The sequence below is a fragment of the Mesorhizobium sp. WSM4312 genome (assembly GCF_002294875.1).
Lineage (GTDB): Bacteria > Pseudomonadota > Alphaproteobacteria > Rhizobiales > Rhizobiaceae > Mesorhizobium.
Genome location: NZ_NSFU01000008.1, coordinates 111,251 through 137,981, shown reverse-complemented (window position 1 = coordinate 137,981; position 26,731 = coordinate 111,251). Strand labels below are relative to the sequence as shown.

Here is a 26,731-nt window from a genome sequence, read left to right as displayed (position 1 = left end):
CGACGCGATCACATCATCGGCAACACCGGCCAACGATCAACGATCCTGCCCTGGGAAAGCACCGCGATCGGCCCGAATTGCTGCAGCACGGCCTCGCTCTGCGTCGGCCGCAGGAACGCGTAGTCGCCTGGTTTGGCGACGCTATCGGCAGGCAGGCCCATGAATTGCTGGTTGGAAGACAGGCCGAGCAGGCCATTCGTCCTCATGCCCTGGGGAAAGACCGGTTCGGCCATCCATTTGCCGCCATAGAGATAGCAGCCCTTGCGGGGGAACCGGCCGAGCGCCTGCAGCAGGCGGGAAACAGCCGGCGGACCCGGCAGCATCGGCTCGGCCATCTTCAGGATCGGCGTCGCGATGAAGGCCGCCGGCTGGAAACCGTCGAGGCCAGGCGTGTCGAAATCGCTGGGCAGCACGAAGGCCGACCCCATCGACACTTCATTGGCAATGCTGCCGTGATGCAGCAGCGCGGTCTTGCTGCCGCCAATGTTCAGGATGCGGCGCCGGTCCGGGCCGAGGCGCGCCACGAAAGCGGCGGCCCGCTCCGAAGCCTGCGCCAACGCCTTGGCCGGCCCGCCGAACAGGCCGGGAATATGCGGCGCGTGCGCCTCATAGGCCATGACGCCTTCGCAGCGCAGTCGTTTGTGGGCCGCCATGGCGCTTAACGCTTTCGACAAGGCCTCCGGGTTGGCGAAGCCGCCGCGATGCAGCCCGACATCGATCTCGAAGGCGATGCGCAGTTCGATATCGAGTTCGATCGCGAGAGCGCCGTATTCCGCCAGTCTTTCGTCACTGTCGATCAGCCAGCAGACGCGCGACCAGTCGGCGCCACCCTTCACCAGTGCCGCCCTGGCCGCCCCGATCGGCATCGGCTTGCCGAACAGGAGACCCGCATCCGGAAACGCCTCCAGCACCGCCTCACTGATCGGTGGATGAAAGGTCATGAAGCGGCCGGTTCCGAGCGTCTTGCCGATATGCGCAAGCAGCGGCAGGCAAGCGAGCGACTTGTCGACCAGCCGCACGGCAAGACTCGGGTCAAGCCTGGCCTTGACCAGCGCAATGTTGCCATCCAGCCGGTCGAGGTCGAGCAGCAGGCAGGGCTGGAAGATGCCGGCGGTCTTCAGTGCTTCGGAGAGCGCGGCAAAGTAGGCACTCATCGTTCGATGCCAAAAGGACTGGGTTCGATGCCAAAAGGACTGGGTTCGATGCCAAAAGGACTGGGTTCAATGCCGAACAGCCCTGCCATGTAGGGCGAGACGAATCGGTTTTGCGGATCGATGTCGCGGCGAACCGCCATGGCGTCGTCCCAACGGGGATAGAGCTTCTTGAAATCCGCCGCCTTCAGGCTGTGCATCTTGCCCCAATGCGGCCGGCCGCCATACCTGCGGAAGATCGGCTCGGCCGCCTGCATGAAGGGCAACGGATCGCTCGCCGCGTCGTGGTGGACGGCGATCGAACAGGTCGGCCTGTTGTAGAAGGGCGAGAGCCAGAACCGATCAGCCGCGACGCTGCGCACCTCCATTGGGAAATAGACTTCGGGAAAGTGCTTTTCGGTGAGCGCGATGATCTCGGCCAGCGCCTTCGGCCCCTCCTCGAAGGGAAGGTGATATTCCATCTCGTTGAACTTGGTCTGGCGGTCGCTGGCATAGACGTTGAGCCAGTCCTGCACATAATCCTCGGCCGGCACTTTCGCGACGGCACCGAGGATCAGGCGGCGGCGCAGTGACGGCAGCCAGGCGAGCCCGGTGCGCAACCGGCGCAGCGTGCGCAAGGAGCCTTCGTCATCGTCGGTCGGGCGCGTGGTGGTCGCCTCGGTGCTGAAGTCGCTGGCGATGAACTGCGCGTAGCCGGAAAACGGAATGTAGTAGAATTCGGCCGAGCGGTGCGCGGTCATCATCTTTTCGAAATCGCGCAGCATGTCACCGATCGGCAGCACCCATTTGCGGCGGCGCAGCCGGTAGGTCGCGATGTTGTTCAGCGTCACTTCGCTCAAGACACCGAAAGCGCCGAGCGCGACGCCGATGGCGTGGATCATGTCCTGATCCCCTGCCATGGTGAAGTCGCGGACCTTGCCGAGCCCGTCGACGATCTGCACCGTCTCCAATTGCGTGTGATAGGCGCCGAGCGTCGGCCCCGAGCCGTGGGTGGCGGTTCCCAGCGCGCCGCCGATTGCCTGGCGGTCGATGTCGCCCATATTGGGCAGGCCCTGGCCGATGCCGTGCAGGATGTGCATGAGCGGACCAAGCCGCGTCCCTGCCTTCACGCGTGCCTGATGCTTTTCAGCGTCATGCGAGACCAGCCCTTCCAGCTTATCCAGAGACAGGATCGTGCCCTCGGATTTCACCAGTGGGGTGAAGGAGTGACCGGCACCGACGACACGGACCGGGCCGGGTGCGTTGCGAACGAGGTCACCAACTTCGCCGGCATCGGCGGGGCTGGCGATCAGCCGCGGCGCGGCAGTGACAAAACCGGACCAGTTGCTCCAGATGTTCGACATGGCGCTCACGCAACAACCCGGCGACGCCGCGCCACGAGGATGAACAGGCCGAGCAACAGCACACTGGCCAAGGCACTGCCGGCAGCGAATTCCGGAACCGGGCGGAAATCCTTGCCGTCGATGAGCAGCGACGCCGCAACCGGCCCGATCGCCAGGCCGAAGAGCTGCGCGGCCGGCACCAGGAGCACGGCGGTGCGGGTGTCATCGGCCGTGATCGCCAGGCGGATCTGGTAGGGCACGATGAACAGGAGAATGAAACCCATGACCAGGGCGGCGACCCAGAAGGTGGTGAGGCCAGGTCCGCTGGCCAGCACGAGCGAGGCGACAAGCGCGACAGTACCAATGAGTGCGATGGCAACCCGATAATCGATGCGCGCCTCGAACACGGTCGCCGTCATCGCGCCCAGGACCTGAACCGCCAGGCTGGCCGAGACGATCAGGCCGACTGTGCGGCCGTCAATGCCGAATTGGGCGCCAACCGGTTCCAGAAACGCCCAGACCGAGCCGAAGAACATGAAATAACAGAAGACGCACAACAGGGCGGCAATCGAAGGAATCGTCAGCACATTGGCGAGGTTCTCGTCCTTGGGCAGAATGGCGTAATCGGTGGGGACGACGAAGGCGACGATGAGCGACAGGACGCAGACGACCGCGAGAATGAGGAAGCCGCCGGCCGATCCGGCGGCCGGGATGACATAGAGCGCCAGCAGCAGGGCAAGCGCGCATTGCGCCAGCGTCTGCATGGTGACGAAAAAGCCGCCGATGCGTTCGGCGCGCCGCGAACGGGCGATCAGCTCGGTGGCGACCGCGACAAGCCCGCCTTCGGCAAGGCCGGCCAAGGCGCGTGCCGCCATCAATGCATTGGCCCCGGCGGCATAGGCCGTCCAGACATTCGCCAGCGCCAGCAGGAGCAGCAGCACCGCACTTTTCCAGCGCATGTTGCGGGCCGATAGCAGCATCGCGACGATCGCCGAACCGATGGCAATGGCGATCATCTCGGCGGTGGCGACCAGCGCCAGTTCGTCGCCGCTGACATGGCCCTCCGTGTAGAGAGCGCCGAGCAGCACTGGCTGCAGGCCGAGAATGAGCAGGCCGACCGAGCCGATCCACAGCGCCGAGGCAAGCTGCCCGCCGGTCGGATTGCCGACCAGCCAGTCGCCGCTTCCGGCATGCGCGTCACCAGATGCCAAAGCCGCCTCCCAACGTCCCTTGTCGCACGACAAAAAAGCTGACAATCTGTCAGTATTTTAGAAACTGATACTTGATCATATTTTTTGTCAACCAGAATTTGGCAATTCGTGCGAAAGACCGGTGTATGGTGGAAGCAAGGCGAACAGCGACCGAACCGAGGCGCAAGCCCAAGCAGGAGCGCAGCCGCGAGCGCATCGATGCCATCTTGTCGACGACCATGCGGCTGATTGGCGAGAAGGGCATCGACGCCGTCACCATGAAGGAAGTCGGCGCATTGGCGGGCGGACCAATCGCCACCGTCTATCACTACTTCCCCAACAAGTCGGCGATCCTGGCGATGCTCTATGAGCGGTTTTCGGAGGTGAGCCGCGCGCGATTGACTGATATCCTCGCCGATGTCCGCGAAGCCAAGGACGTCATCGCCGCCGCCGACCGGTTGCTTGACGACTACCTCGGCCGCGTCGCCGGCGATCCGGCCATCCAGGACCTGCAGAACGCCATCCAGGCCGACAAGGCGCTGAAGAATCTCGACATCGCCGAAACCCGGCATCAGGCCAGGATGTTCTGCGACCATGTCACCACCTTGATCGAGCCGGGCAAGCATGAGCAGTTCGAACGCATGGTCCTGTTGATCTTCCAGCTCGCCGGTGGCGTGGTGCGCCTGGCGCTCGCGCAGGGCCAGCCGGAAGGCCGCCGGACCATCGAGGATTACCGGTCGATCATCCACACGCAGTTGCGGTTGTTTCTCTAAGCCGCAATCCGTGGAAAAAATTACCGCCTTTCGAGGCTGCCGCGCGCCTTGACTCTCGCAGGTCGGCGGCCTATTTCAGCGCCACGTTAGCACTCGCCCTTGGTGAGTGCTAACTATATGTCCGGCTTCGCCGGACGGAGGAACTGTTTCTCACCGTTCTCATTCGAGGAAGAAAAAATGGCAAAGTCGAAGTTCCGCCCGCTTCATGACCGCGTGGTCGTTCGCCGGGTCGAATCCGAATCCAAGACCGCCGGCGGGATCATCATCCCGGATACGGCCAAGGAAAAGCCGCAGGAAGGCGAGATCATCGCCGTCGGCTCCGGCGCGCGCGACGAAAGCGGCAAGCTGGTCCCCCTGGACGTCAAGGCTGGCGACCGCATCCTGTTCGGCAAGTGGTCGGGCACCGAAGTCAAGCTCAATGGCGAAGACCTTCTGATCATGAAGGAATCCGACATCATGGGCATCATCGGCTGATCATCGGCCTCACCGTCAACTGAATTCCGGGCTTTATCGCAAGCCCCTGCCAGGAGCTAAAAATGGCTGCTAAAGACGTAAAATTCTCCCGTGATGCCCGTGAGCGCATGCTGCGTGGCGTCAACATCCTCGCCGATGCGGTGAAGGTCACGCTCGGCCCCAAGGGCCGCAACGTCGTCATCGACAAGTCGTTCGGCGCCCCGCGCATCACCAAGGACGGCGTCACCGTCGCCAAGGAAATCGAGCTTGAGGACAAGTTCGAGAACATGGGCGCGCAGATGGTCCGCGAAGTTGCTTCGAAGACCAACGACATCGCCGGCGACGGCACCACGACCGCGACCGTTCTGGCGCAGTCGATCGTCCAGGAAGGCCACAAGTCGGTTGCCGCCGGCATGAACCCGATGGACCTGAAGCGCGGCATCGACCTGGCCGTCACCGAGGTCGTCGCGGCGCTCGGCAAGGCCGCCAAGAAGATCAAGACCTCCGAGGAAGTCGCCCAGGTCGGCACCATCTCGGCCAATGGCGACGAGTCGGTCGGCAAGATGATCGCGGAAGCGATGCAGAAGGTCGGCAACGAAGGCGTCATCACCGTCGAGGAAGCCAAGACCGCCGAGACCGAACTTGAAGTCGTCGAAGGCATGCAGTTCGACCGCGGCTATCTCTCGCCCTACTTCGTCACCAACGCCGACAAGATGGTCGCTGATCTCGAGGACGCCTACATCCTCCTCCACGAGAAGAAGCTCTCCAACCTGCAGGCAATGCTGCCGGTTCTCGAAGCCGTCGTGCAGACCTCCAAGCCGCTGCTCATCATCTCGGAAGACGTCGAAGGCGAGGCCCTGGCCACGCTGGTCGTCAACAAGCTGCGTGGCGGCCTGAAGATCGCCGCCGTCAAGGCTCCGGGCTTCGGCGATCGGCGCAAGGCCATGCTGGAAGACATCGCCATCCTCACCGGTGGCCAGGTCATCTCGGAAGACCTCGGCATCAAGCTTGAGAATGTCGGCCTCAACATGCTCGGCCGCGCCAAGAAGGTGTCGATCTCCAAGGAGAACACCACCATCGTCGACGGCGCCGGCAAGAAGGCCGAGATCCAGGGCCGCGTTGCCCAGATCAAGCAGCAGATCGAAGAGACCACTTCGGACTACGACAAGGAGAAGCTGCAGGAACGTCTCGCCAAGCTGGCGGGCGGCGTTGCGGTGATCCGCGTCGGCGGTGCGACGGAAGTCGAAGTCAAGGAAAAGAAGGACCGCGTTGACGATGCGCTGAACGCGACCCGCGCGGCCGTGGAAGAAGGCATCGTTGCCGGCGGTGGCGTGGCCCTGCTGCGCGCTTCGGCCAACATCAAGGCTGCCGGCGCCAATGCCGACCAGGCCGCTGGCATCAACATCGTGCGTCGCGCTCTGCAGGCTCCGGCCCGCCAGATCGCCTCTAACGCCGGTGCGGAAGCCTCGATCGTTGCCGGCAAGATCCTTGAGAACAAGGGCGCGACCTTCGGCTACAACGCCCAGACCGGCGAATATGGCGACATGATCGCCATGGGTATCGTCGATCCGGTCAAGGTTGTCCGCACGGCTCTCCAGGACGCGGCCTCGGTCGCCGGCCTGCTCGTCACCACCGAAGCCATGATCGCGGAGGCTCCGAAGAAGGAGTCGGCTGGCGGCGGCATGCCTGGCGGCATGGGCGGCGGCGGCATGGGCGGCATGGGCGGCATGGACTTCTAAGAAGTCCATAAAGCACGCCCATCAACTTACATTGCTCGAGCCCGCAAGCGGGCTCGAGTGGCGGCATGGACTTCTAAGAAGTCCATAAAGCACGCCCATCAACTTACATTGCTCGAGCCCGCAAGCGGGCTCGAGTGGCGGCATGGACTTCTAATCCAAGCCACCTGGCTTATGCATACGAAAGGGCGGCAGCGATGCCGCCCTTTTTCATTGCCTCCTGCAACGGTAGCGACCATCGAGGTCTGCACCACTCGACGGGGCACTCGCCCCCTTTCTTGAGCAGTTTTCCAGCAAAATCAGAGGTTTCGACTAAGCTTTGATGGCGCTAGGTGAATTTGTCAGACAATATTTTTTAACACATTCGCGATTACTAAAGGGCGAGAGCATGGCGAGGTTGCTCCGCGTGCGGCGTGTCGGGTAACCATCGATGCAATTTTTCCGGCGATTTTTGCGAAACCGCGACGGCAACGTGCTGATCATCTCGCCACTGGTGATGCCGCTCCTGATCGGCATGGCCGCCCTGGTGACCGAATATGGCGCAGCCCTCGTCGAGCGCGCCGACAATCAGCGCGTGGCCGACCTGTCGGCCTATGCGGGCGCCCTCGCCTACAATGTGAACAAGTCCACCTCGCAGATGACTGCTACCGCCGTCGGCGTCGCGGTGCTCAACGGCGTTCCCGCCGCCAATGTACAGGTGAGCCTGGTCGCCTCCCCGAAAACGACCGGCGTCAACGCGGTTTCGGTGTCGATCAACACCTACAGGACGCTGTTCCTGGCACGCGTCCTGAACGATCGCCAGCAATTGCAGATCTATGCCAATTCGGTGGCCGAGCTTGGTGCGCAGCCGCAAACGCCCGGATGCATGCTCGCGCTCGACGGCACGCAGACCGGCCTGACGCTGAGCGGCGGTACCTCGATCTCGGCGCAGAAATGCACCGTCTCTTCCAACAACACGGTGACCGTCCCCTGCGGCACCAGCATTTCGGCGCTCGGCGTCAACTACAATTCCGCCGCTGCCCCGAGCCAGCCTTGCAACGGCATCACCGGCCCAGGCGGGGCGACCGCGGTGATCACCAAGAAATCCACCCCCGACCCGCTGGCCGGCAATGCCGCGGTCACGGCCGCCGTGGCCCGTATTGCAACGGTTGCGGCGCTTTCGACGACAGCCGCGCCAACAGCGCCAACCACTCCCAACGGCAACAACATCGACTTCGGCTGGAACACAGGCCCCACCCAAGGCCAGGCAAACGCGCTCGGCTGCACCGCCAGCTGGGCATCGTCGTCATCGACCTGGACGCTGGACTGCGGCGGCAAAACCACGGTCAACCTGGGCACCGTCACCATCGGCGGCGGCATCAACCTCAACTTCGCTACAAGCGGCGCGGCAACGACAGTTTACAATATCGCCGGCGATCTCACGACCAGTGCCACCACCAATTTCGGGCCAGGCACCTACAACTTCGCCAAGACCCTCACCACGGCCGGAACCACGACGTTCGGGGCCGGCACCTACAATTTCGGCAAGCAGGTGACCGCCGCCGGCACAACGACCTTTGGCGCCGGCACGTTCAACTTCGCCAAGGGGCTGACCACCGGCTACGGCACCACCACCTTCGGCGCCGGCACCTTCAAGATCGGCCGCAGCGACACTGCCTGCAACGGCTCGGGACAGGTCAGCATCTGCAACGCGTCCGCCTTGACCTTTGGTGGACCGAGCACTTTCGAGCTCCCCGGCGGCTATACCAACACCGGAACGCTCACCTTCGGCTCGGGCACGACCAATTCCTACAAGATCGGGCCAGGCAGCAATGGCGACGCGATCACGCTCGGCGGCGGTTCGACAACGATCATGGCCGATGCGACGGGCGCCAGCAGCGTTTTCCAGGTCGTCGGCAATGTGAACGGCGGCGGCGGCGGCAGCTGCTTTGTGGTCCCGGTCGCGGCGCAGCACGACATCGCCGGCAACTTCATCGGCTCGGGCGCCATTTTGCTCGGCGCCGGCGTCTACACCGTGGACGGCTATTTCGCGCTGGGCGGCAATGGCGGCGGCAGCGCCAACTGCAACGGCAGCACGATCAGCGTCAGCGGCGCCAATGTGACGCTTGTCCTGTCAGGCAAGGCCAAATCCAGTTCGGGAAGTTGTAACGGCTATGTTTTCTGCGTGGCCGCCGGCTATAGCAACATCGCGCTCACCGCACCCCAGTCGGGAGCGACGGCGAAGCTGGCGGTGATCGGCCCCACGGGCAGTTCCAACACCGGCGGCGCGACCTTCGCCGAAGGCAGCTCCAACGCCCAGATATCGGGCGCATTCTATTTTCCCTATGGCCCGATCATCATGAATGGCGGCTCGAGCGTGCTGGGATCGAACACCGACCCGAGCAAGTGCCTGCAGATGATCGGCTCACGCATCACGCTATCGGGCGGCACCACAGCCGCATCGGAATGCATCGCGGCCTCGAGTGCCGGTGGCAGCAGCAAGGTGAGCCTCGTGCAATGAGCAAGCAGTCACGCCTCGGCCACGCCAGCCGGCGTTTCGCGTTCACAGACTTCCTGCGGCGCCAGAAAACCGGCGTGTCGGCGGTCGAGTTCGCTTTGGTCAGCCCCGTGCTGCTGGTCATCCTGGCCGGAACCGTCGACATAGGCGGCTCATTGAAGGCCAAATTCGAACTGAGCTCGGCGGTTTCGGCTGGTTCGAACTATGCGCTGCTCAATGGCGACAAGGTCAATTCCACCGGCGGCGGCGCGCTGGCCGGCAACATTGCGACGGTGGTCACCAGCGGTCTGGGCGGCAATGGCGGCAGCATTCAGGTCGTTATCAACAACGGTGCGGCACTTGCCTACAATGCCACCACATCCACGGCCACCCAGAGCGGCACGGTCGCCAATGCCGATCTCTGCTATTGCCCGGGCAGTTCCGGGGCCGTGGCCTGGAGCACCCCGATGGCATGCGGCAGCATCTGCAGTGGCGGCGGCATTGCGGGGAAATTCGTAACGATCACGGCCAGCAAACCCTATACGCCGCTTTTCGGCGGCTTCGGCATCGTCAGCAACGGCAACATCACGGTCAAGTCGGTGGCGCAGCCGCAATGAGCCGCCGCCGATCCTTCCTGCGCGACAGATCCGGTGCCAACGCCGTCGAGTTCGCCTTGCTGTCAGTGCCGTTGCTGCTCGTGCTGATGGGCACGTTCGAGTTCGGCCGCATGTACTGGGCCCAGCATGTGCTGAATGAAATCGCCGCGGCAGGGGCGCGTTGCGTCGGCGTGCTGCAGAGCGGATGCGCGCAGAACGGCGTCTACGATGCCGCCAGCGCCATCAGCTATATCAGCAGTCGGGCGGCAACCGACGGCATCGTGCTCAGCAACGCCAACATCACCGTCAGCAACAACACCGCCTGCTCGGGCCTGTCCGGCTTTTCGAGCGTCCAGGTTTCCTACAAATTCACGACCGTGCTGCCGGCCTTCCTGACGTCGCTGGCTAACGGCCCGAACCTCAGCGCCAGCGCCTGCTTCCCGAACCAGGGCGCTTGACTTCAGACACCGGCCTCCGCGCGTCGCTGAACCTCGCCGGCAAGCACCGCGGCTTCGATCAGCGCCGCGACCTCGTCCGCCACCGCCTGTAGCGGGGCGCGGTCCCGGGTGGCGCGGGCGATCACCATCAGCCCTTCCAGCGACGATTCGACCAGCAGCGCCAGAGCGTGGGCGCGGCGTTCGGGCACTCCGGCCCTGACGAAGGCCTCACGCAACAGCCCTATCCACTGCTCGAAGGCCGCGCGGCACAAATCCGCCAACTCCGGCACGTCGGTCGGTGAGTCCAGCACGACGGGCGCGATCGGACAGCCGAGCGAAAACTGGTTGTCTTCCAGCATGCGCCCCACCGCCTGGTAGATCTGATGGACCGCCACCGCCGGATCCCTTTCGGCGGCCAGCGCTTCGCCCAGTCTCGCCGTCACCCCGGCAACGCTGTCACGCGTCACCTCGATCACCAGTTGGTCCTTGCCGCCTGGAAAATGGAAGTAGAGCGAACCGCGCGGCGCGCCGCTGGCGCTCAATATGTCGTTGAGCGATGTGCCGTGATAGCCGCGCTGCCGGAGCAGCAGCGCGGTCGTGTCGAGTATGCGGGTGCGGGTGTCGTTCGCCATGTCAACCTCTGTCAGCAGCAATCATTATAGGCCTTGCGCAGAATATGACAATCGGTCTACATAATATGTAGATCAGTCTACATATCGGAGGCAACACCATGCGCAGCTATCGTCTTGAAGGGTCGGGCGGGACAGAATGCCTGGTGATGCGGGACGAGCCACAGCCTCAGCCAAAACCGCATGAGATCGTGGTGCGTGTCCGTGCCGCCTCGCTCAACCGCCGCGACACGATGATCCTCAACGGCACCTATCCGCTGCAGCCGCGCCAGGGTGTCGTTCCATTGAGCGACGGGGCTGGCGACGTTGTCGCCACCGGCGATGCCGTCACCCGCTTCGCCGTCGGTGACCGTGTCACCGGCAGCTATTTCGCCCGCTGGATCGACGGCCGCATCAACGCCGGTCTCATCGACCAGCTCGGTTGCACGCTGGACGGCATGCTGGCGGAATACGCGGTTCTCGACGAACAATGGGCGGCGCGCCTGCCCGATCATCTCGAATGGCGTGAGGCGGCGACGCTGACCTGCGCCGGCGTGACCGCCTGGAACGCGGTGATGAGTGCCGGAATTCCAAAGCCAGGCCAATGGGTTCTAGTCATCGGTTCAGGCGGCGTCTCGCTCTTTGCGCTGCAGTTCGCCAAGCTGCTCGGCTGCCGCGTCGCCGCCGTCACCTCGCGCGCAGAGAAGGCCGACAGGCTACGGATGCTGGGCGCCGATCTTGTGATCTCGACGTCGGACATGCTCGAATGGGGTGCGGCCGTCCGCGACCAGACCGGCGGCATCGATCTCGTCGTCGAGACCGGTGGCCCGGCGACCTTCGCGCAGTCGCTGATCGCCAGCACGCTTTACGGACACATCGTGCTGCTCACGCTGCAGGATGCGAAAGGCGGATCGATCCAGATCCCGGCGGCACTCTACCAGCGCAGCCTCGCCACCATCAGCCGCCTCTTCGTCGGCAACCGGAGCAATCTCGAAGCCATGCTGCGCGCTGTTTCGCAGCACCGCCTGCGGCCTGTCGTCGACAAGGTCTTTGCCTTCAGCGAGGCCCGCGATGCCTATCGCCATTTCCAGCAGGGCGACGTCTTCGGAAAAGTGGTCGTCGACGGCGCCTGACCAATCGATGCCTCAAACCAAAGGAGAACGACAATGACAATTCGCGAAGCCCAGGCGAAGTGGCAAGGGACGCTGAAAGAGGGTTCGGGCAAGGTGACGCTCGGTAGCGGGGTCTTCGAAGGCGCCTATTCCTTCCCTTCGCGTTTCGAAAACGGTCCAGGCACCAACCCGGAAGAGCTGATCGCCGCGGCGCATGCCGGCTGCTTCTCCATGGCCCTGAGCGCCATACTGGGCACAGCCCATCACATACCGACAAGCATCAGCACCGTCGCCAAGGTGCATCTCGGTGCAACCGCCGCGGGACCGACGATCACCCGTATCGAGCTTGAGACGCAAGCCGAGATTCCGGGGCTTGTTCCGGATGAATTCCAGAACCTCGCGGAAAGGGCGAAAACGACACGCCTCGTTTCGCGCGCCCTGGCCGGCGTGGCCTCGATCACGCTCAAGGCCGAGCTCCTCGCAACCACCACCACGGCACACTGACATCAGGAGCACGAGATGAAACAGGACAGCATTATCACTCTCAACCCAGACGACCGCTCCGGGCAGACGGCCGAGATCATGCGGCGCTTCAACGACGTGTTCCAGCTGCACGACCCGTCCGCACTTCCCGAACTGATTGCCGAAGAATGCGTCATCGAAAACACCGTGCCGGCACCTGATGGCGCGCGTCATGCGGGGCGGCAAGCATGCGTCCAGCTGTGGTCGGCGATCGCCACCCAGCCAGGCACGCGCTTCGACCTCGAGGAGACCTTTGTCGCCGGCGACCGGGCGACCATCCGCTGGCGCTACTGGATGGCCGACGGTAACTCCGTCCGTGGCGTCAATCTCATGCGTGTAGAGGACGGACGCATCGTCGAGGCGATGGGCTATGTGAAGGGATAGCTGGCCGGTCGCCGCTACCGGTCAGCCAATGCCAGCTTGGCGCCGAGCATGACAAACGCACCGGCGAAGGTTCGGCGCATCCAGGTCAGCACCATCGGCCGCGAGGCGACATGGCGGCGGATCGAAGCGGCGAAGATGCCGTAGCCGACGAAAACCACGAAGGTCAAAAGCATGAAGACGGAGCTGAGTTCCAGCATCTTCGACAGCGCATTGGGCTCGGTGGTGCTGACGAACTGCGGCAGGAAGGCGAAGAAGAAGATCGACAGTTTCGGGTTGAGCACGTTGACGAGTATGCCGGTGGCAATCACCTTGCCGGCCGAGCGCGGCGCGACATTATCCTCGACACTGAGGCCGCCCTTCTCCTTCAGCGTGTTCCAGGCCATGTAGATGAGATAGGCGACGCCGAGATATTTCAGCGTCTCGAAGGCGACCGCGCTGGTGTGCAGCAACGCCGCAAGGCCGGTGATGGCAGCGGCCATGTGCGGGATGATGCCGAGCGTGCAGCCGAAGGCGGCAATGATCGAAGCCCGCGCACCGCGCGAAAGTCCCGCGCTCAGCGTGTAGAGAACGCCGGTGCCGGGCGAGGCAACGACGATCAGCGACGTCAACAGAAACTCGATGCTCACGATGATTTCCTCCACGGCCCTGCCCGGCAAGGAAGCTATCGGGTGGCGCAAGTCGAGGCAAGCGACGGCGATTGGTGTTTTCCTTGCGCCGCAAAGCGGGGGATGGAACTACCCCACCGCCAGCCCGTGCGCGGCCCTTGCCATCAGGCACTCCTCGTCGCCAGGCATGCAGGCACGGCAGACATCCGGGCGCGTTTCATAGATGCCGCAAGCGGTCGACTTGCCGACTTCGCCGGTCAGGGCCGAACAGCGCACGCCCTCGCAGCGCATGCCGGACAGGTCGAGGGCAACATATTTTTCAGGAATGCGTTCGAGCTGCGCGTCATCCTCGGTGGAGAAACGCGGCCACTCGGCCGAATAGGAACAGCACGCGCCGCAGCTCTGGCAGTCGAAGAGCGGCGAGGCGTCACGTTGTGAGGAAAGGCTTGCGGCAGCGGCCAGGGCGAGCAGCCCCGGCGCGGCAGGATTGCGATCGGCGTCCCGCGGCAAGGCGCTATTTCTTCTTGCCTGTCCTGCGCGCCGGCGCTTCGACCGGTGACTTGAACAGATCGGTCGCGGGGTCGGCGGCTTCGCCGGCCTTCGCGGCGGCCGGCTTGGCCGGCTTTGCTGCGGGAGCCGGCGCCGCCGGCTGGTCCTTGGCGGAGAATTTTATGGCCATGTCAGTCCTCGTCGGCGAAACGCGATGATGGGGCGCGTGGATTGCGCAAGCGGCCGATCAGCGCCGAAACCGCCGTGATGTTCATTTCCTCTGGCGACCAGTTCCTGGCTTCCGCGATGTGATGCGGCGCCAGTTCGCGATGGGTGCTGCCGCTATAGGCGGCATCCTGATAGGTGACCCGCTCCAGGGTCTTCTTGTCCTCGCGAACGTATTCTATCAGGTAGTTCGGGGCTTCGGCGCGGCCGCGTACGCCGACTCGCACCTGGGCATCGCCATGGGCGCGCTTGCAGCGCTCGAGTTTTTCCAGCACGCGCCGGACATATTCGACCGGCTTGTCCAGGGTTTCGACCATGTCGGCGATGGTCGCATCGGCCGCGATCGGCGTTGGCGGTACGCGCTTGGTGGCCATCAGCGTTTTCCGGCTCTTTTCGGGCGCGCCGCAAGTGCGGCGGCCGCCGCCATCTCTTCGGCTTCCTTTTCCAGGCGCAGCTCGCGCAAGCGGGCCGTCTTGGCTTCCCGCGCCTCGCTGACGGCGTCGCGCTCGGATAGGATGCGGTTGAGCGACATCGACTGGGTTTGCGTCTTGCTGAACAGCGACACCGCCGGATCGGCGGCGGTCTTCGAATGGTCGGTCAAAATCTTTCTCCTGTCAGGAGCCTGGTGCCGGTAGGGCGAGACCGGGTCGTCGGTCGGGACCACGCACAAAGCAACACGGCATCGGGGCAATACGGCGGCGGATTCAAATTGCCAAGCCGTCCCTTAGCACGTTCAGCCCGATGCGCAGCGCATTTTCGGCGGCAGCAGGCGTAATATGAAAAAGGCCAGGCACCGCCTGACCTTCCCTGGGGAGTACCGCGCATCCAGTGACATCCGGAAGGATGCACAGGGCTGGATCCGCAGGAAACGCTCCTCTCATGCGCATGATGCGCCTTGGAAACTCAGGTTTCCAGGGCCACGCGTCGGAATTCGCTCTGCACCGGTGCCAGTACATCCGTGGTCACCGGGAGGGCTGAATTCGTTCTTCAGGCCGCCTTCAACTGGTCGGCGGACATCTTGCCCGACTTGTTGTCGCGGACCATCTCGTAGCCAAGCTTCTGGCCCTCGACGATGTCGCGCATGCCGGCGCGCTCTACGGCCGAGATGTGGACGAAAACGTCGGCCGAGCCGTCGTCAGGCTGAATAAAACCAAAACCTTTGGTGGCGTTGAACCATTTAACTGTGCCGGTGCTCATAAACGAACCCTTTCCATGGCAAATATTCGTTAATCGCGGTGCGACTGCACAGCGATTTTTGTCTCGATTTTTGATGGGGAAGTTCGTCAAAGGCGCGCATGCGTGCGCGGATAACAAAAGTCGGTCAAACAAATATCGACATAGTTCTTTTAGACTGCTTTTGCCGCCGAGTCAATTTCTGGTTTTCCAAAAGCCCGTCTTCAATTTCAGGTTGTCACACGAATAGAGCCTCAACCGATGAACGGCAGAAAGGCCAGGCTCCTCCCAAAAAAATCACACCACCCCCGGAACCAATCCCCTGCCAGCGCATTCCATTGGGGTCAGCAGTTTCAGAGAGCGATCTCAGGAATGCTGACGAAAGGACGCCTCCCGCACAATAACCGGTGCGAGGGGCGTTCTTATTTGTGTCAGGCCCTCTCCCGGATCACGGTGGCGGCCGAGCGGGGCTCGCACGCTGGAGGCGCTGTGGCCGGAGCCGGACCGTTAGCTTTCGGTGTCGCCCTACATGATCGTGCTGATCATCGGCAGGATCTCGTAGCGGAAGCCGCGGCCTGACCTTGCCACTGGATCGCCATCGGTTATCGCCTTTGCGTCGGCCTCGCTGCCGGCACGCAGGATCAGCAGGCCCCAAGGACCGGCCGGATCGGCGACCGGGCCAGCCAAGATCATGGTGCCCTCGCGCAGCTTGGCGCGCAGGTAGTCGGCATGCCGGCTCATCAGCTCCCTTTCCTCGTCCGTCATGGTAAAGGCGAAGTCCGGCCGCGGCGGGATCAGCCGGCAATGGAAGATCCTTGTCGTCGCAGCTTCACGTGGTGCTTCGTTGCTGGCCATCGGTCCTCCTCCAGGAGCGAAACCTGATTGCTGTCCGTCGTTCGGTCTATTCGTCCGGCCCCGGCTCCGGCCATGGCTCTTTCGCCGCCTCCGCATACCAGTGCCGCATCGCCGGCATTGCCAGCACGGCGTCGACATAGGCCCTGGTCTCGGGCGCGAGCTCGCCGCCATAGGTGTCGAAGCGGGTGACGACCGGTGCATACATGGCATCGGCCGCGGTGAAATGGCCAAACAGGAACGGACCGCCCTTGCCGTATTTCTCGCGGCATTCGCGCCATAGCGCCTCGATGCGTGCCCGCTGCACCTCCCCTTCGGCGTCGAGCGGCTTGTGCCCCTTCGGCCGCCGCAAATTCATCGGCCAGCCATAGCGCACCTCGCGAAAACCGGAATGCATCTCGGTCGCCGCCGCGCGCGCCAAGGCACGGGCGCCGATACCGGTCGGCCAGAGCTTTTTCTCGGGAAACAGGTCAGCGAGATACTCAAGAATGGCAAGGGTTTCCCAGACGATCCTGCTCCCTCCCTGCAACGGCTTGTGATTCAGGACGGGCACCTGACCGGTCGGCGACACTTTCGCCAGATTGGCAAAGGTCTCGGGCGTACGCAGCCGCACAAAACCTTCCTCGAATGGTATCTCCAGATGCCTCATCGCCACCCATGGCCGGAGCGACCACGAGGAGAAGCATTTGTTGCCGATGTAGAGCGTGAACTCCGCCATTTTTCTCTCCATGCGCGCGGTGCGTCCGCGCAACCTATCCCGCCAGCCTTGCCACCGGAAGCGGGTCGCGCAGTCATCCTATTCCGCAACAGCGCCTGGATTTTAATCGACGGCGGCCCGTTTGTTCGCGGCGGACGAATTCCCCCGAATTCAAACTTCCAGGAGATGCGGAACATGGTGAACAAGGATCAGGTCGCCGTCTGGCCAAGCAGGTCAAGGGCGCGGTCAAACAGGCCGCCGGCAAGGCGACCGGCAACCGACGGACCCAGGCCGAGGGCATGGCCGACAAGGTCGCCGGCAAGGTGCAGAAGGCCTATGGCGACGTGAAGGACAAAGTCAGGAAGGCACTCTGATCCCGCATCGAGACATGTCGTGGCAATCGGAAAGGCGGCCGCCAGGGCCGCCTTTTTCAAGTGCTCCAGCCCTTGCTGAAAGCGTTGGTGAAGGTGACCTCGCCATGGTCGTCGGTCGCCTCGCACAGCGCCACGTCCATGCCATCGCTGGTCACCCGGGCCACGGCGAACCCTCCCATATAAGCGGCCTTCGGCTTGAACAGGTCGAGCCCGTCACGGTGGTAGATCAGCGGGGTGTCATGCTGATGGCCGTGGAAGATGCCGACGACATTGTAGCCCTTCAGCGCCGCCAGCAGCGCCTGTCTGTCGGCCTCGCCCCACCAGTGCGGCGCACCGGCGCCGTCATCGTCATAGGTGCGCTTGGCAGGATCCCACCGCTCCGTCGAAAAAATGTCCCAGCCATAGTGCTGGAACAGGATGACGGGGCGGCCATCCGCCGCGTAGGTCGCGAGATCCTGCTTGAGCCAAGGCAGGCTCGAATCGGCGCCATGACCGATGTCGCCGGTGAAACGATGCGTCTGGACAAGGTGCAGGCCGCCCCAGTCCCATGAATAGCAGTCGGTGTCGACATCGTAGCTGGTGGCCGGCACAGGTGGTTTGAAGAACACGCCGGGGCGGTGGTTGACCTCGACGTAGTCGCGCAGTTCACGCCGGTACCAATCGACATGATGCGGCGGACCGTTCTGGTCGAGATCATGATTGCCGAGCCCGACATAGACCGGCATGTGGACACGATCCGGGCCAACGCCTTGGCTATAGCGCTGGCTGAACTGCAGCAGCTGCGTGCCCTCGCTCGGCTGGGTGATCTGGCCGCCGCCATCGTCGGTGATGTCGCCGCCGACGACAAGACCGAGCGGCATGCCGATCCGGTTGCCGGCCGAACGCAAGCCGGTGGCGACGCCGTTGATCTCGGCCGGCCAGTGCTTGTCATTGATGGCATTCAGCGCCGCGACATTGCGCAGCAGCGCGACGTCGGTCTTGCCCTCCTGCCGGCAGTTGGGGCTGAGGCCGCTCGCCATCCGGCAGGCATGGACATCGGCGATGAACAGGAAGGTGGCATCGATGGGCTGGATGCGCTGCCCGGTCTGTCCGAGCGCCGGGCGTGAAAGCGCGCCGGCCGCGACAAGACCCGCGGCCTGCATCAGAAAGCTGCGTCGTGAAAGCAATTGTGGCGCCCAGTGATTCATCATCGGCGGAATTTCAGCACAGGCGACGTCCGTCCGTCCAGTTTCGGCAATACCGTCACTGCCTTGACCATCGACATCGCCATGAACGTCTGTCAATTTCTACCTGCACTTGTATTCGCACGAAACGGAGAAGCGTCATGAAGCGCGCGCTTATCGGCATGGCATTGGAGGTTCTGCTGCCGGCGAGTGTTGCGTTTGCCGGTCCATGCGTCGATGCGAAGTCCGCGAAAAACGGGTTCATTCTGGCGAGGCCAGGCATCCAAAGCGAGTTTCGGCCCGCCGCGGGCGGGATGATCTCCGTCGCCAACAGCTATGAGTCGCAATCACCGCAAAAGCAGTTCCTGTATGCCGGCCTGATCGAGGTTTTTCGCGACAGCAACACCGGCCGGCTGGCAATGATCCCGTTTTCCGACCTGCGAAAACTGTTTCCGCTAAAGGCGGGAACCAAGAGCACGATCGAGTTCGTCGAGCTGTCGCCGGACAAGCAGCCGAAGGCCACCAAGACGCTGATCCTGGTCGTCAAGGGCAAGGAAACCTTCAGCCTCGGCGGCTGCAAATACAACGTCCTGGCGGTCAAGGAGACCTTCAAGAACGGAGCCGGCGAGACGCTCGACACGTTCACCGCGCTCTATGCGCCCGATCTGCAAGCCTCCCTTGCCCGGCGCTATGATGAAGGCACCAGCGCGGAATCGGTCAACGGCTACGAGACGATCAAGCCGCTGGCCGAGTAGAGGTCCATGGCGCGCAGGAAGCCTTTGGACGGGTCTGTTCAAAAGCGGCTTGGACGGAAGTTCGCAAGCAGCGGATGCTCAATGCCGCCGGCGATCTCGCCGGCAAGCAACTCGCCCGCGATCAGGCCAAGCGTTGCGCCGCTATGGCTGAAGGCAACATAATATCCCTGGATGTCCTTCAACTGGCCGAAGACCGGCTCGCCGTCTCCTGAGATCGGCTTGGGTCCGACACCGTAGCTTTGCAGTTCCAACTTTGGATGTCCCTCGATGACATTCGAGGCCTCGTTGAGAAGCCCTGAATGGTCGAAGCCTTTACGCTATAGGTGCCGTCCGAATTGACCATCACCTCTTCTTCAGACCAGGCGGAATCGAGCGCGAGGGCTCCGTCGCGGAATTGCTCATCCGGCGATTGAAGGGAGATCCGCGTCCGGCGGAAAGGCTCATTCTGCCAACATCGATCTTCTAGCGCGGGTCGGTTGGTCCGCCCCCGAACGCCATCATCAAGCGCGCCTAGCTGCGGCTCAGGCTTGGCCGAGTGCCGCCAGACAGTCGCGCAGCATGGTCGCGTCCTGCGCCGTCTTGGCCATCGACATGGCGCCGGAATAGCTGGCGACGGCAAGTGCCGCAAAATGCTGGGGATCGGTGCCTTGCTCCCTGCCCTCCTGCTGGTCGGCTCTGATCTTGTCGGCGATCGCCTGGCGCCATGCCGCAAAGATGCCGGCAAGGGCAGCGCGGAAATCCGGATCGGCGAGCGACAGTTCATGCGCCAGATTGTTGAGCGGGCAGCCGCGCACGAAACCCTGCTGTTCCAGTTCCGCCGCGACAGCCTCGAACACAGCCCGCACTCCTTTGCGTGCAGAAACCGCTGCCTTTACCGGCGCGATCCATGTCGCCTCGACCGCTGCCGCCACACGCTCTTCGATCACCGCCAGGGCCAGCGCCTTCTTGGTCGGGAAGTGATGATGCAACGCGCCGCCGCTGACCCCTGCCGCTGTCATGAGATCGCCGAAGCTGGTCGCGTGATAGCCGCGCGCCTGGAACGCGGCCTCGGCGACGTCGAGCACTTTGCAGCGCATGCCCTCGGGGTCGTTGACGCGCTTTCGTGGCCTTGGGCCAGATCGAATGGTCGTCTCTGCTGACATAGTCAGAGAATAGCATGTTGACAAAACAGGACAACCGGTTTGTTTATAAACAGGATGATCACCCTGTTTTTTGGAGACTTCCGATGAACCTGCCCCTGAACGCCGCTCCGCAGGCTGCAATGCTTGCCTCGCCTGTCGTCGAATTGCGGCAGTACACGTTGAGGCCCGGGCAGCGCGAAACATTGATTGCCCTGTTTGACCGCGAGTTCATCGAAAGCCAGGAGGCGGCTGGAATGACCATCATCGGCCAGTTCCGCGATCTGGACCGTCCGGACATGTTCGTCTGGCTGCGCGGCTTCGACAGCATGGACACACGCAAGGAGGCGCTGGCCGCCTTCTACGACGGCACGATCTGGGCGGCGCACCGCGACGCGGCCAATGCGACGATGATCGATTCGGACGATGTGCTGCTGCTGAAGCCGGTATGGCCGAGCGCCGGCTTCGACCTGTCAGGACTTCAGCGGCCGCTTTCTGCCGAGCACGAAAACTCCAGCAATGAGAACCGTTTGGGCGGTGTTGTTGTCGTCCGAATTCACCACTTGCGATCAGGAGCTGAGGCCGAATTCGCCAGTCGGTTCGCGGCGGAGGCGGCGCCCTTGATGAAGGCGCCCGGCGTGCGCCTCCTCGCCGCCTTTGTCACCGAACATGCCGAAAACAGTTTTCCGCGGCTGCCGGTGCGGGCCAGCGAGAACGTCTTCGTTTCCGTCGCCCGGTTCGACAGCGCCGAGGCGCATGCAAGCCAGGAAGCCGCCCTCGCCGCCGCGCCGGCATGGCAGCGCTTTTTGCGAGCAGTTCAGCTTGATCTGACCAAACCAACCGAGACCTTGCGGCTGTCGCCCACGTCGCGATCCCTGGTTGGGCGCTAGGCGTCGAATGCCCCGGTGATGGCCTGCGCGACAAAGGCCGGGTCCTCCCAATGCGGATTGTGGCCGCACGCCTCGGCACGCACGAGGCGTGCCTCCGACAGGCAACGCGAAAGCGCCTGTTGGTGCTCATCGCCGAACAGCGGGTCGCACGCGCCGGCGATGATCAGTGTTTGGGTTCGCACTCCCTGTGCCGCAGTTGTCAGGTCGGCGCGGCGGATCTCGTCCACGATGGCGCGCCAGCGCGCCGCGGGCATGGCCGATGCGTCTTTCGCCAGGCAGGCGAGAAACGGCTGGGGCACGCCGGGCCGGCAGTCATGCCACCAGTCATAGAACGGGTCGGTCGGCGATATCGGATCGCGCAGAGCCTGCACCACCGCGACCAGGGGATGATCCGATGCGAAATCGGGTTTCAACGTGCCGGCCATCACCACCATTCCGGCGATGAGGTCGTTGTGCCGCGCAGCCAAGGCGACGGCCGCCATGGCGCCCAGCGAATGGCCGACCACAACGGGCCGATCGAGGTGCAAATGCCGGATCAGGCCCGCAATGTCATCGGCAAAGTCGGCGATGCCGAAGCCCTTGCCCGCCGGCGAGGCGCCATGGCCGCGCAGGTCGGGCATGATCAGCCGGCGGCCGGCCAGATGCGGCGCCAAGAGCGAAAAGCTGCGGCTGGTGTCGGTGAAGCCGTGCACAAGAACCAGCGCCGGTTCGGCGCCTGATATCTCGACATAGGCCATCTCGAGGCCGCCGCAATTGATGAATTGCTTGCGGCCGGCCCAGGCATTCTGCTCCGCCCAGGGATCCGAGGCCGCTTCCAGCGTGACCGATGTCAAAGGCCGAGTTTCTCCTTGACGGCTGCAAGGCCGGGCTTGCCGTCGAAGGTGGTGACGCCGGCGAGCCAGGCGTCGAGGCGGCTCTTGTTCGCCGTGATCGCCTTCAGCGCCCCGCCCTCCGGCTTCATGCCGTCATTGATGAGATAGCCCATGCCGACATTCTCGAAATCGATGTCGAAGGCGAGATTCCTGAGGAACTGCGCTACATTGGGGCATTGCTGCAGATAGCCCTTGCGCACCTGCGTCGTCACCGTTGCCGCGCCAAAATTCGGACCGAAGAACTTGTCGCCGCCAGTCAGATATTTGAAATCGTACATGGTGTTCATCGGATGCGGGGCCCAGCCCTGGAAGACGATGAACTGCTTTTCCTTGATCTCATAGCCGACCTCGGAAAGCATTCCGGCCTCGCTCGACTCGACCACGTGCCAGCCATCAAGACCGAGCGACGGGTCGGCGATGGCATCCATCATCAACTGGTTGGAACCGGGCTCGATGCCGTACATCTTCTTGCCGAACTTGTCGGCGAATTTGTGCAGGTCGGCAAAATCCTTGACGCCGGCATCCCAGACATAGGTCGGAACGGCGAAGGTGTATTTGGCGCCTTCGAGATTGACGCGGACATTCTCGACCGAGCCATCCTTCTTGTAGGGTTCGTAATAGGTGACCATGGCGGGGTCCCAATAGCCGAGGAACAAGTCCAGGTCGTTGTTCTTCATGCCTTCGTAGATGACGTTGATGCCCAGCACCGAGCTTTGCGGCTGGTAGCCGAGCGCATCGAGCAGGACGTTGGCGACGCCGGTGGTGAAGGCAAGATCGTTCCAGCCCGGTTCGGCCATGCGGACCACCCTGCACTGCTCGGCCTCGGCCGCCTGAGCCGTATGAACGCCCAACATCAGGGCCGCAAGACAGATGCCATTTGCAAGCAAGCGGACCATTGCGATTCTCCTCGTCATCACGGTCGCCATCGTTTGATTGACCAATTGGTCTTTTTATTGTCCCAATGGTCAATTGTTGATCTGAGCGGACGAAAATGTCAACATGGATTCGCAACACCTGGATGGAAGCCGTGAAACTCAAGCGCCTCAGCGACATACGCCGCAAGGAGTTGCGGCAGGCTGCCTTCGCGGTGCTGGAGCGCGAAGGCATTGCGGGTGCTACTCTGGAAAAGGTGGCCGCCCACGCCGGCGCCTCCAAGGGCATCGTGCTGCACTATTTCCGCAACAAGCAGGAATTGTTCGAGCATGCGATGCGGGAGGCCAACGCCGTGCTGCGCGACGCCGTCGTCGCCCGGCTTCGCCAGGCGCGCACGCCGATGGAGCGGCTCGACGCGGTGATCGACGGCAATTTCGAGCAACATCTGTTCCTGCCGCCGCTTTGCCATGCCTGGCTTTCGCTGTGCGCCGAGGTGCCGCGCGACGAGAAGCTGGCGCGTATCCAGAAGGTGCTGCACGCGCGCATGCGTTCGAACCTGTTGTCCGGCCTGCACGGCCTTGCCTCGCCCGGCGATGCCGGCGACATCGCGCTTGGCGTCACCGCGCTGATCGACGGGCTTTGGCTGCGGCTCGGCCTGGAACCAGGCAGCGTCTCGCGCGAACAGGCGATCCGCCAGGTCAAGGATTTCGTTGCCGCGCGCCTGGCCATGCACCAACCTGCAACCGTCGGCGCGTAGACTTGCCCTGGCCTGCCAGCTGGGCGCACTGTCCCATCCGGGCATCGGCAACCTGCGAAGTTCATACCGTGGGATAGGCCGGCTGCTTGACCAGGGCCGCGACTATGCAGTGCTCTGGCATTGGCCAAGGCGACCTCGGAGTGCCCAATGAGACTTCTGGACAAGCGCACGCTGGTGACCGGCGGCTCGGACGGCATCGGCCTGGCAATCGCCGAGGCGTTCCTGCGCGAGGGCGCCGATGTCCTGATCGCCGGCCGCGACGCCGGCAAGCTCGACGCCGCGCGTCGGAAGCTGACAGCTCTCGGCTCGCCCGGCGCGGTGGAGACGCTATCCGCAGATCTTGCCGCCAGCTCCGGCATCGCAACTGTTGTCGAACACGTGAAAGGGACCGGCCAGCCGCTCGACGTTCTCGTCAACAATGCCGCTGTCGCCTACCTCCTGCCGTTCGAGAGCGTCAGCGAGGCGCAGTTCCAGCACTCCTTCGCGCTCAATGTGACGGCGCCGTTCTTCCTCACCCAGGGGCTGCTGCCGCATTTCGGCGCCGGTGCATCAATCATCAACATCTCTTCCTATTTCGCCAGCAAGATGATCCCGAAGCGGCCATCGAGCCTCTATTCCCTGTCCAAGGGCGCGTTGAACTCGCTGAGCAAATCGCTGGCCTTCGAGCTCGGCCCGCGCGGCATCCGCGTCAACGCCATCGCGCCTGGCACGGTCGACACCGCCATGCGGCGCAGGACCGTCGACAACCTGCCAGCGGAGGCAAAGGCCGAGCTGAAGGCCTATGTCGAACGCAGCTATCCGCTGGGCCGCATCGGCCGCCCGAACGACCTCGCCGGGATGGCGGTTTACCTCGCCAGCGCCGAGGCGGCCTGGACGAGCGGCGGGATCTTCGCGATCGACGGCGGGTATACGGTGGGGTGAGATGCGCCCTTTCCCTTCTCCGGCAAGGGGAGATGGGAGATGCGCCCATCTTCAACCGATTTGCATCCGGCCCACCCGCAATCTCCGCTTGAAGCCATTTGTGCAACGCGATACGCCGTTGCCGACTTCGACAAGGAGAGACCCGTGACCGCTGCAAAGACCAGAACCGAAACCGATACGTTCGGCCCCATCGAGGTTGCCGCCGACCGTTATTGGGGCGCGCAGGCGCAGCGTTCCCTGGGCAATTTCAAGATCGGCTGGGAAAAGCAGCCGGCATCGATCGTGCGCGCGCTGGGCATCGTCAAGCGGGCGGCGGCGGAAGCAAATATGGAGTTGAAGCGGCTCGATCCGGCGATCGGCAAGTCGATCATCGCGGCCGCGCAAGAGGTTATCGACGGCAAGCTCAACGACCATTTCCCACTGGTTGTCTGGCAAACCGGCTCGGGCACGCAGTCCAACATGAACGCCAATGAGGTGATCTCCAACCGGGCGATCGAGATGCTGGGCGGCGCCATGGGCTCGAAGAAGCCGGTGCATCCCAACGACCACGTCAATATGAGCCAGTCGTCGAACGACACCTATCCGACGGCCATGCACATCGCCTGCGCCGAGCGCATCGTGCACGATTTGCTGCCGGCTCTGAAGCACCTGCACAAGGCGCTGGACGCCAAGGCCCGGGCCTTCAACCACATCATCAAGATCGGCCGCACCCACACGCAGGACGCCACGCCGCTGACGCTGGGCCAGGAATTTTCCGGCTATGCCGCGCAGGTCGCCTCCTCGATCAAGCGCATCGAAATGACACTGCCCGGCCTGCAGGAACTGGCGCAAGGCGGCACCGCCGTCGGCACCGGCCTCAACGCACCGGTCGGCTTCGCCGAGCGGGTGGCCGATCGCATCGCCGCCATCACCGGCATCGCCTTCGTCACCGCGCCGAACAAGTTCGAGGCGCTCGCGGCACATGATTCCATGGTGTTCTCGCACGGCGCCATCAACGCGGCGGCGGCAGCACTCTTCAAGATCGCCAACGACATCCGCTTCCTCGGTTCAGGCCCGCGCTCGGGCCTTGGCGAATTGTCGCTGCCGGAAAACGAACCCGGCTCGTCGATCATGCCGGGCAAGGTCAATCCGACGCAGTGCGAGGCGATGACGCAGGTCTGCGTGCAGGTGTTCGGCAACAATGCGGCGCTGACCTTCGCCGGCAGCCAGGGCCATTTCGAGCTCAATGTCTACAATCCGCTGATGGCCTACAACTTCCTGCAGTCGGTGCAGTTGCTTGCCGATGCGTCGGTCTCCTTCACCGACAATTGCGTCGTCGGCATCGAGGCCCGTGAGGACAACATCAAGGCGGCGCTCGACCGCTCGCTGATGCTGGTGACGGCGCTTGCGCCCACCATCGGTTACGACAACGCCGCCAAGATCGCCAAGACGGCGCACAAGAACGGCACCACGCTACGCGAGGAAGCGCTGGCCACCAGGCTGGTCAGCGAGGCCGATTATGACCGGCTGGTGCGGCCGGAGGACATGACGCATCCGGGGTAAGGTGCTTTTCGGCGGGAGAATTTGCTCCCGCCTCCGCATCACCGACACGAATTTCGCGCCTTTTCGCCGTTCACGGAAATGTATAGCCTGTGAACAATGTGTCGCCGCATCGGCGGCTTTGGTGAACAGTCGCTATCGTCTATCTGAAGGTCATTCAACCCATTCGGAGAGACACCATGTCCATCAACACTTCCGCCGCCGGCGCCGGCACCGCGTCCAACAGCTCTGTCACCATCCTGCTCGGCCGCATCCTGCTCGCGGTCATTTTCCTGCTTTCCGGTTTCGGCAAGCTCACCGCCATTTCTGGCACTGCTGCCTACTTTGGCGGCCTCGGCCTGCCCGTTCCGACCCTAACGGCTGTGGTCGTCGGCTTGATTGAACTACTCGGCGGCCTCGCGATCCTCGTCGGTTTCCAGACCCGTGTCGCCGCCTGGGTGCTCGCGATCTTCACCGTCGCCACCGGGCTGGTCGCCCATACCGGCTGGGCCGACCAGATGCAGATGATCCAGTTCCTCAAGAACCTCGCCATCACCGGCGGCTTCCTGCTGCTGGCTTCATCGGGCGCCGGCGCCTATTCGATCGACGCCAAGCGCGGCTGAACCTTCCTCCCAGGCCTCGACAGAAGCGGCGCGGAATTTTCCGCGCCGCTTTTTCGTTGTCCGGAA

The 26,731-nt window shown here is 63.4% G+C and carries 31 protein-coding genes and 2 pseudogenes; 16 read left to right on the top strand and 17 right to left on the bottom strand.

All coding sequences use genetic code 11. From position 1 onward, the window contains the following. Positions 1-8 precede the first annotated feature (8 nt). From CK228_RS15110 to CK228_RS15100, 3 genes are read right to left on the bottom strand one after another with little or no spacing between them, the layout of a single operon-like run. Complete coding sequence (locus tag CK228_RS15110; RefSeq protein WP_095788349.1) at positions 9-1,154, bottom strand: alanine racemase; 1,146 nt, start codon at positions 1,152-1,154, stop codon at positions 9-11. Then, a complete protein-coding gene (locus CK228_RS15105) occupies positions 1,151-2,494 on the bottom strand; it encodes a D-arabinono-1,4-lactone oxidase (RefSeq protein WP_095788348.1) in 1,344 nt (447 codons plus the stop codon). Before CK228_RS15105 ends, CK228_RS15110 begins: the two co-directional genes overlap by 4 nt. A 5-nt stretch (positions 2,495-2,499) precedes the next feature. Then, positions 2,500-3,684: an MFS transporter gene (locus CK228_RS15100; RefSeq protein WP_095788347.1), complete on the bottom strand. Its 1,185-nt coding sequence runs from the start codon at positions 3,682-3,684 to the stop codon at positions 2,500-2,502. 125 nt (positions 3,685-3,809) lie between these two features. Between CK228_RS15100 and CK228_RS15095 the strand changes: the two genes are divergently transcribed. The 6 genes from CK228_RS15095 (at position 3,810) to CK228_RS15070 (ending at position 10,155) form a co-directional block, all read left to right on the top strand. Continuing rightward, positions 3,810-4,436 (top strand): TetR/AcrR family transcriptional regulator, encoded by a 627-nt coding sequence (locus CK228_RS15095; protein ID WP_095770578.1) that lies wholly within the window; start codon positions 3,810-3,812, stop codon positions 4,434-4,436. Positions 4,437-4,613: 177 nt separating this feature from the next. Further along, the gene (gene groES, locus CK228_RS15090; protein WP_010915433.1) at positions 4,614-4,910 is read left to right on the top strand and encodes a co-chaperone GroES; all 297 of its coding nucleotides are present in this window, start codon (positions 4,614-4,616) and stop codon (positions 4,908-4,910) included. Positions 4,911-4,972: 62 nt separating this feature from the next. Beyond that, complete coding sequence (gene groL, locus CK228_RS15085; protein WP_095770579.1) at positions 4,973-6,628, top strand: chaperonin GroEL; 1,656 nt, start codon at positions 4,973-4,975, stop codon at positions 6,626-6,628. Between the two features lie 427 nt (positions 6,629-7,055). Beyond that, positions 7,056-9,125 carry a TadE/TadG family type IV pilus assembly protein gene (locus CK228_RS15080; RefSeq protein WP_245438036.1) on the top strand — a complete coding sequence of 690 codons (2,070 nt, stop codon included), beginning with the start codon at positions 7,056-7,058 and terminating at the stop codon, positions 9,123-9,125. Continuing rightward, positions 9,122-9,718 (top strand): TadE/TadG family type IV pilus assembly protein, encoded by a 597-nt coding sequence (locus tag CK228_RS15075; protein WP_095770581.1) that lies wholly within the window; start codon positions 9,122-9,124, stop codon positions 9,716-9,718. Before CK228_RS15080 ends, CK228_RS15075 begins: the two co-directional genes overlap by 4 nt. Continuing rightward, positions 9,715-10,155 carry a TadE/TadG family type IV pilus assembly protein gene (locus CK228_RS15070; RefSeq protein WP_095770582.1) on the top strand — a complete coding sequence of 147 codons (441 nt, stop codon included), beginning with the start codon at positions 9,715-9,717 and terminating at the stop codon, positions 10,153-10,155. The genes CK228_RS15075 and CK228_RS15070 overlap by 4 nt, the downstream gene beginning before the upstream one ends. A 2-nt stretch (positions 10,156-10,157) precedes the next feature. Here CK228_RS15070 and CK228_RS15065 read toward each other — a convergent pair whose 3' ends face one another. Then, positions 10,158-10,766: a TetR/AcrR family transcriptional regulator gene (locus tag CK228_RS15065; RefSeq protein WP_095788453.1), complete on the bottom strand. Its 609-nt coding sequence runs from the start codon at positions 10,764-10,766 to the stop codon at positions 10,158-10,160. 98 nt (positions 10,767-10,864) lie between these two features. On the opposite strand from CK228_RS15065, the gene CK228_RS15060 reads away from it, so the two are divergent. From CK228_RS15060 to CK228_RS15050, 3 genes are read left to right on the top strand one after another with little or no spacing between them, the layout of a single operon-like run. Continuing rightward, positions 10,865-11,875, top strand: a complete 1,011-nt coding sequence (locus tag CK228_RS15060; RefSeq protein WP_095788346.1) for an NAD(P)-dependent alcohol dehydrogenase — start codon at positions 10,865-10,867, stop codon at positions 11,873-11,875. A 33-nt stretch (positions 11,876-11,908) separates the two neighbouring features. Next, positions 11,909-12,358, top strand: a complete 450-nt coding sequence (locus tag CK228_RS15055; protein WP_095788345.1) for an OsmC family protein — start codon at positions 11,909-11,911, stop codon at positions 12,356-12,358. 15 nt (positions 12,359-12,373) lie between these two features. Continuing rightward, positions 12,374-12,760, top strand: a complete 387-nt coding sequence (locus tag CK228_RS15050) for a nuclear transport factor 2 family protein (protein ID WP_095770585.1) — start codon at positions 12,374-12,376, stop codon at positions 12,758-12,760. 14 nt (positions 12,761-12,774) lie between these two features. On the opposite strand, the gene CK228_RS15045 is transcribed toward CK228_RS15050, so the two are convergent. The 8 genes from CK228_RS15045 to CK228_RS15010 all read right to left on the bottom strand — a co-directional run bounded on the left by CK228_RS15045 (position 12,775) and on the right by CK228_RS15010 (position 16,822). After that, positions 12,775-13,386 carry a LysE family translocator gene (locus CK228_RS15045; RefSeq protein WP_095770916.1) on the bottom strand — a complete coding sequence of 204 codons (612 nt, stop codon included), beginning with the start codon at positions 13,384-13,386 and terminating at the stop codon, positions 12,775-12,777. Between the two features lie 108 nt (positions 13,387-13,494). Continuing rightward, positions 13,495-13,875 (bottom strand): YkgJ family cysteine cluster protein, encoded by a 381-nt coding sequence (locus tag CK228_RS15040; RefSeq protein WP_095788344.1) that lies wholly within the window; start codon positions 13,873-13,875, stop codon positions 13,495-13,497. Positions 13,876-13,879: 4 nt separating this feature from the next. Next, on the bottom strand, positions 13,880-14,044 hold the full coding sequence (locus tag CK228_RS35310) for a hypothetical protein (protein WP_095788343.1): 165 nt from the start codon (positions 14,042-14,044) through the stop codon (positions 13,880-13,882). 1 nt (position 14,045) lies between these two features. After that, on the bottom strand, positions 14,046-14,453 hold the full coding sequence (locus CK228_RS15030; protein ID WP_010915422.1) for a hypothetical protein: 408 nt from the start codon (positions 14,451-14,453) through the stop codon (positions 14,046-14,048). After that, the gene (locus CK228_RS15025; RefSeq protein ID WP_095770917.1) at positions 14,453-14,680 is read right to left on the bottom strand and encodes a hypothetical protein; all 228 of its coding nucleotides are present in this window, start codon (positions 14,678-14,680) and stop codon (positions 14,453-14,455) included. The genes CK228_RS15030 and CK228_RS15025 overlap by 1 nt, the downstream gene beginning before the upstream one ends. A 386-nt stretch (positions 14,681-15,066) precedes the next feature. Then, positions 15,067-15,276, bottom strand: coding sequence for a cold-shock protein (locus CK228_RS15020; RefSeq protein ID WP_010915421.1), 210 nt, complete (start codon positions 15,274-15,276; stop codon positions 15,067-15,069). Positions 15,277-15,777: 501 nt separating this feature from the next. Continuing rightward, positions 15,778-16,107 carry a YciI family protein gene (locus CK228_RS15015; protein ID WP_245437705.1) on the bottom strand — a complete coding sequence of 110 codons (330 nt, stop codon included), beginning with the start codon at positions 16,105-16,107 and terminating at the stop codon, positions 15,778-15,780. Positions 16,108-16,153: 46 nt separating this feature from the next. Then, the gene (locus tag CK228_RS15010) at positions 16,154-16,822 is read right to left on the bottom strand and encodes a glutathione S-transferase family protein (protein WP_179295919.1); all 669 of its coding nucleotides are present in this window, start codon (positions 16,820-16,822) and stop codon (positions 16,154-16,156) included. A 165-nt stretch (positions 16,823-16,987) separates the two neighbouring features. Here CK228_RS15010 and CK228_RS15005 point away from each other — a divergent pair. After that, positions 16,988-17,175 (top strand): annotated as a pseudogene (locus tag CK228_RS15005) (CsbD family protein). A 56-nt stretch (positions 17,176-17,231) separates the two neighbouring features. Here CK228_RS15005 and CK228_RS15000 read toward each other — a convergent pair. Next, the gene (locus tag CK228_RS15000) at positions 17,232-18,365 is read right to left on the bottom strand and encodes a metallophosphoesterase (RefSeq protein WP_095788341.1); all 1,134 of its coding nucleotides are present in this window, start codon (positions 18,363-18,365) and stop codon (positions 17,232-17,234) included. A gap of 134 nt (positions 18,366-18,499) precedes the next feature. On the opposite strand from CK228_RS15000, the gene CK228_RS14995 reads away from it, so the two are divergent. Continuing rightward, positions 18,500-19,093 (top strand): hypothetical protein, encoded by a 594-nt coding sequence (locus tag CK228_RS14995; protein WP_095788340.1) that lies wholly within the window; start codon positions 18,500-18,502, stop codon positions 19,091-19,093. A gap of 38 nt (positions 19,094-19,131) precedes the next feature. Here the strand turns inward: CK228_RS14995 and CK228_RS14990 are convergent. Beyond that, positions 19,132-19,481: pseudogene (locus CK228_RS14990) on the bottom strand (D-amino-acid oxidase); the annotation flags it as partial. A 133-nt stretch (positions 19,482-19,614) separates the two neighbouring features. Further along, positions 19,615-20,169, bottom strand: coding sequence for a TetR/AcrR family transcriptional regulator (locus tag CK228_RS14985; protein ID WP_143750586.1), 555 nt, complete (start codon positions 20,167-20,169; stop codon positions 19,615-19,617). Positions 20,170-20,249: 80 nt separating this feature from the next. Here CK228_RS14985 and CK228_RS14980 point away from each other — a divergent pair, with 80 nt between their 5' ends. Then, entirely contained in the window at positions 20,250-21,101 is an 852-nt protein-coding gene (locus tag CK228_RS14980; RefSeq protein ID WP_348629234.1) for an NIPSNAP family protein, read from the top strand. Here the strand turns inward: CK228_RS14980 and CK228_RS14975 are convergent. Both CK228_RS14975 and choX read right to left on the bottom strand, forming a co-directional pair. Next, positions 21,098-21,934: an alpha/beta hydrolase gene (locus tag CK228_RS14975; protein WP_245438035.1), complete on the bottom strand. Its 837-nt coding sequence runs from the start codon at positions 21,932-21,934 to the stop codon at positions 21,098-21,100. The two genes, CK228_RS14980 and CK228_RS14975, sit on opposite strands and share 4 nt — an antisense overlap. After that, entirely contained in the window at positions 21,931-22,869 is a 939-nt protein-coding gene (gene choX, locus CK228_RS14970) for a choline ABC transporter substrate-binding protein (protein WP_095788338.1), read from the bottom strand. Before choX ends, CK228_RS14975 begins: the two co-directional genes overlap by 4 nt. 95 nt (positions 22,870-22,964) lie before the next feature. Here choX and betI point away from each other — a divergent pair, with 95 nt between their 5' ends. The 4 genes from betI to CK228_RS14950 all read left to right on the top strand — a co-directional run bounded on the left by betI (position 22,965) and on the right by CK228_RS14950 (position 26,665). Then, positions 22,965-23,603 carry a transcriptional regulator BetI gene (gene betI, locus CK228_RS14965; RefSeq protein ID WP_095788337.1) on the top strand — a complete coding sequence of 213 codons (639 nt, stop codon included), beginning with the start codon at positions 22,965-22,967 and terminating at the stop codon, positions 23,601-23,603. 147 nt (positions 23,604-23,750) lie between these two features. After that, positions 23,751-24,524 carry an SDR family oxidoreductase gene (locus tag CK228_RS14960; protein ID WP_095788336.1) on the top strand — a complete coding sequence of 258 codons (774 nt, stop codon included), beginning with the start codon at positions 23,751-23,753 and terminating at the stop codon, positions 24,522-24,524. 144 nt (positions 24,525-24,668) lie between these two features. Continuing rightward, positions 24,669-26,066, top strand: a complete 1,398-nt coding sequence (gene fumC / locus CK228_RS14955; RefSeq protein ID WP_095788335.1) for a class II fumarate hydratase — start codon at positions 24,669-24,671, stop codon at positions 26,064-26,066. 176 nt (positions 26,067-26,242) lie between these two features. Beyond that, positions 26,243-26,665: a DoxX family protein gene (locus CK228_RS14950; RefSeq protein WP_095788334.1), complete on the top strand. Its 423-nt coding sequence runs from the start codon at positions 26,243-26,245 to the stop codon at positions 26,663-26,665. Positions 26,666-26,731: the final 66 nt, after the last annotated feature.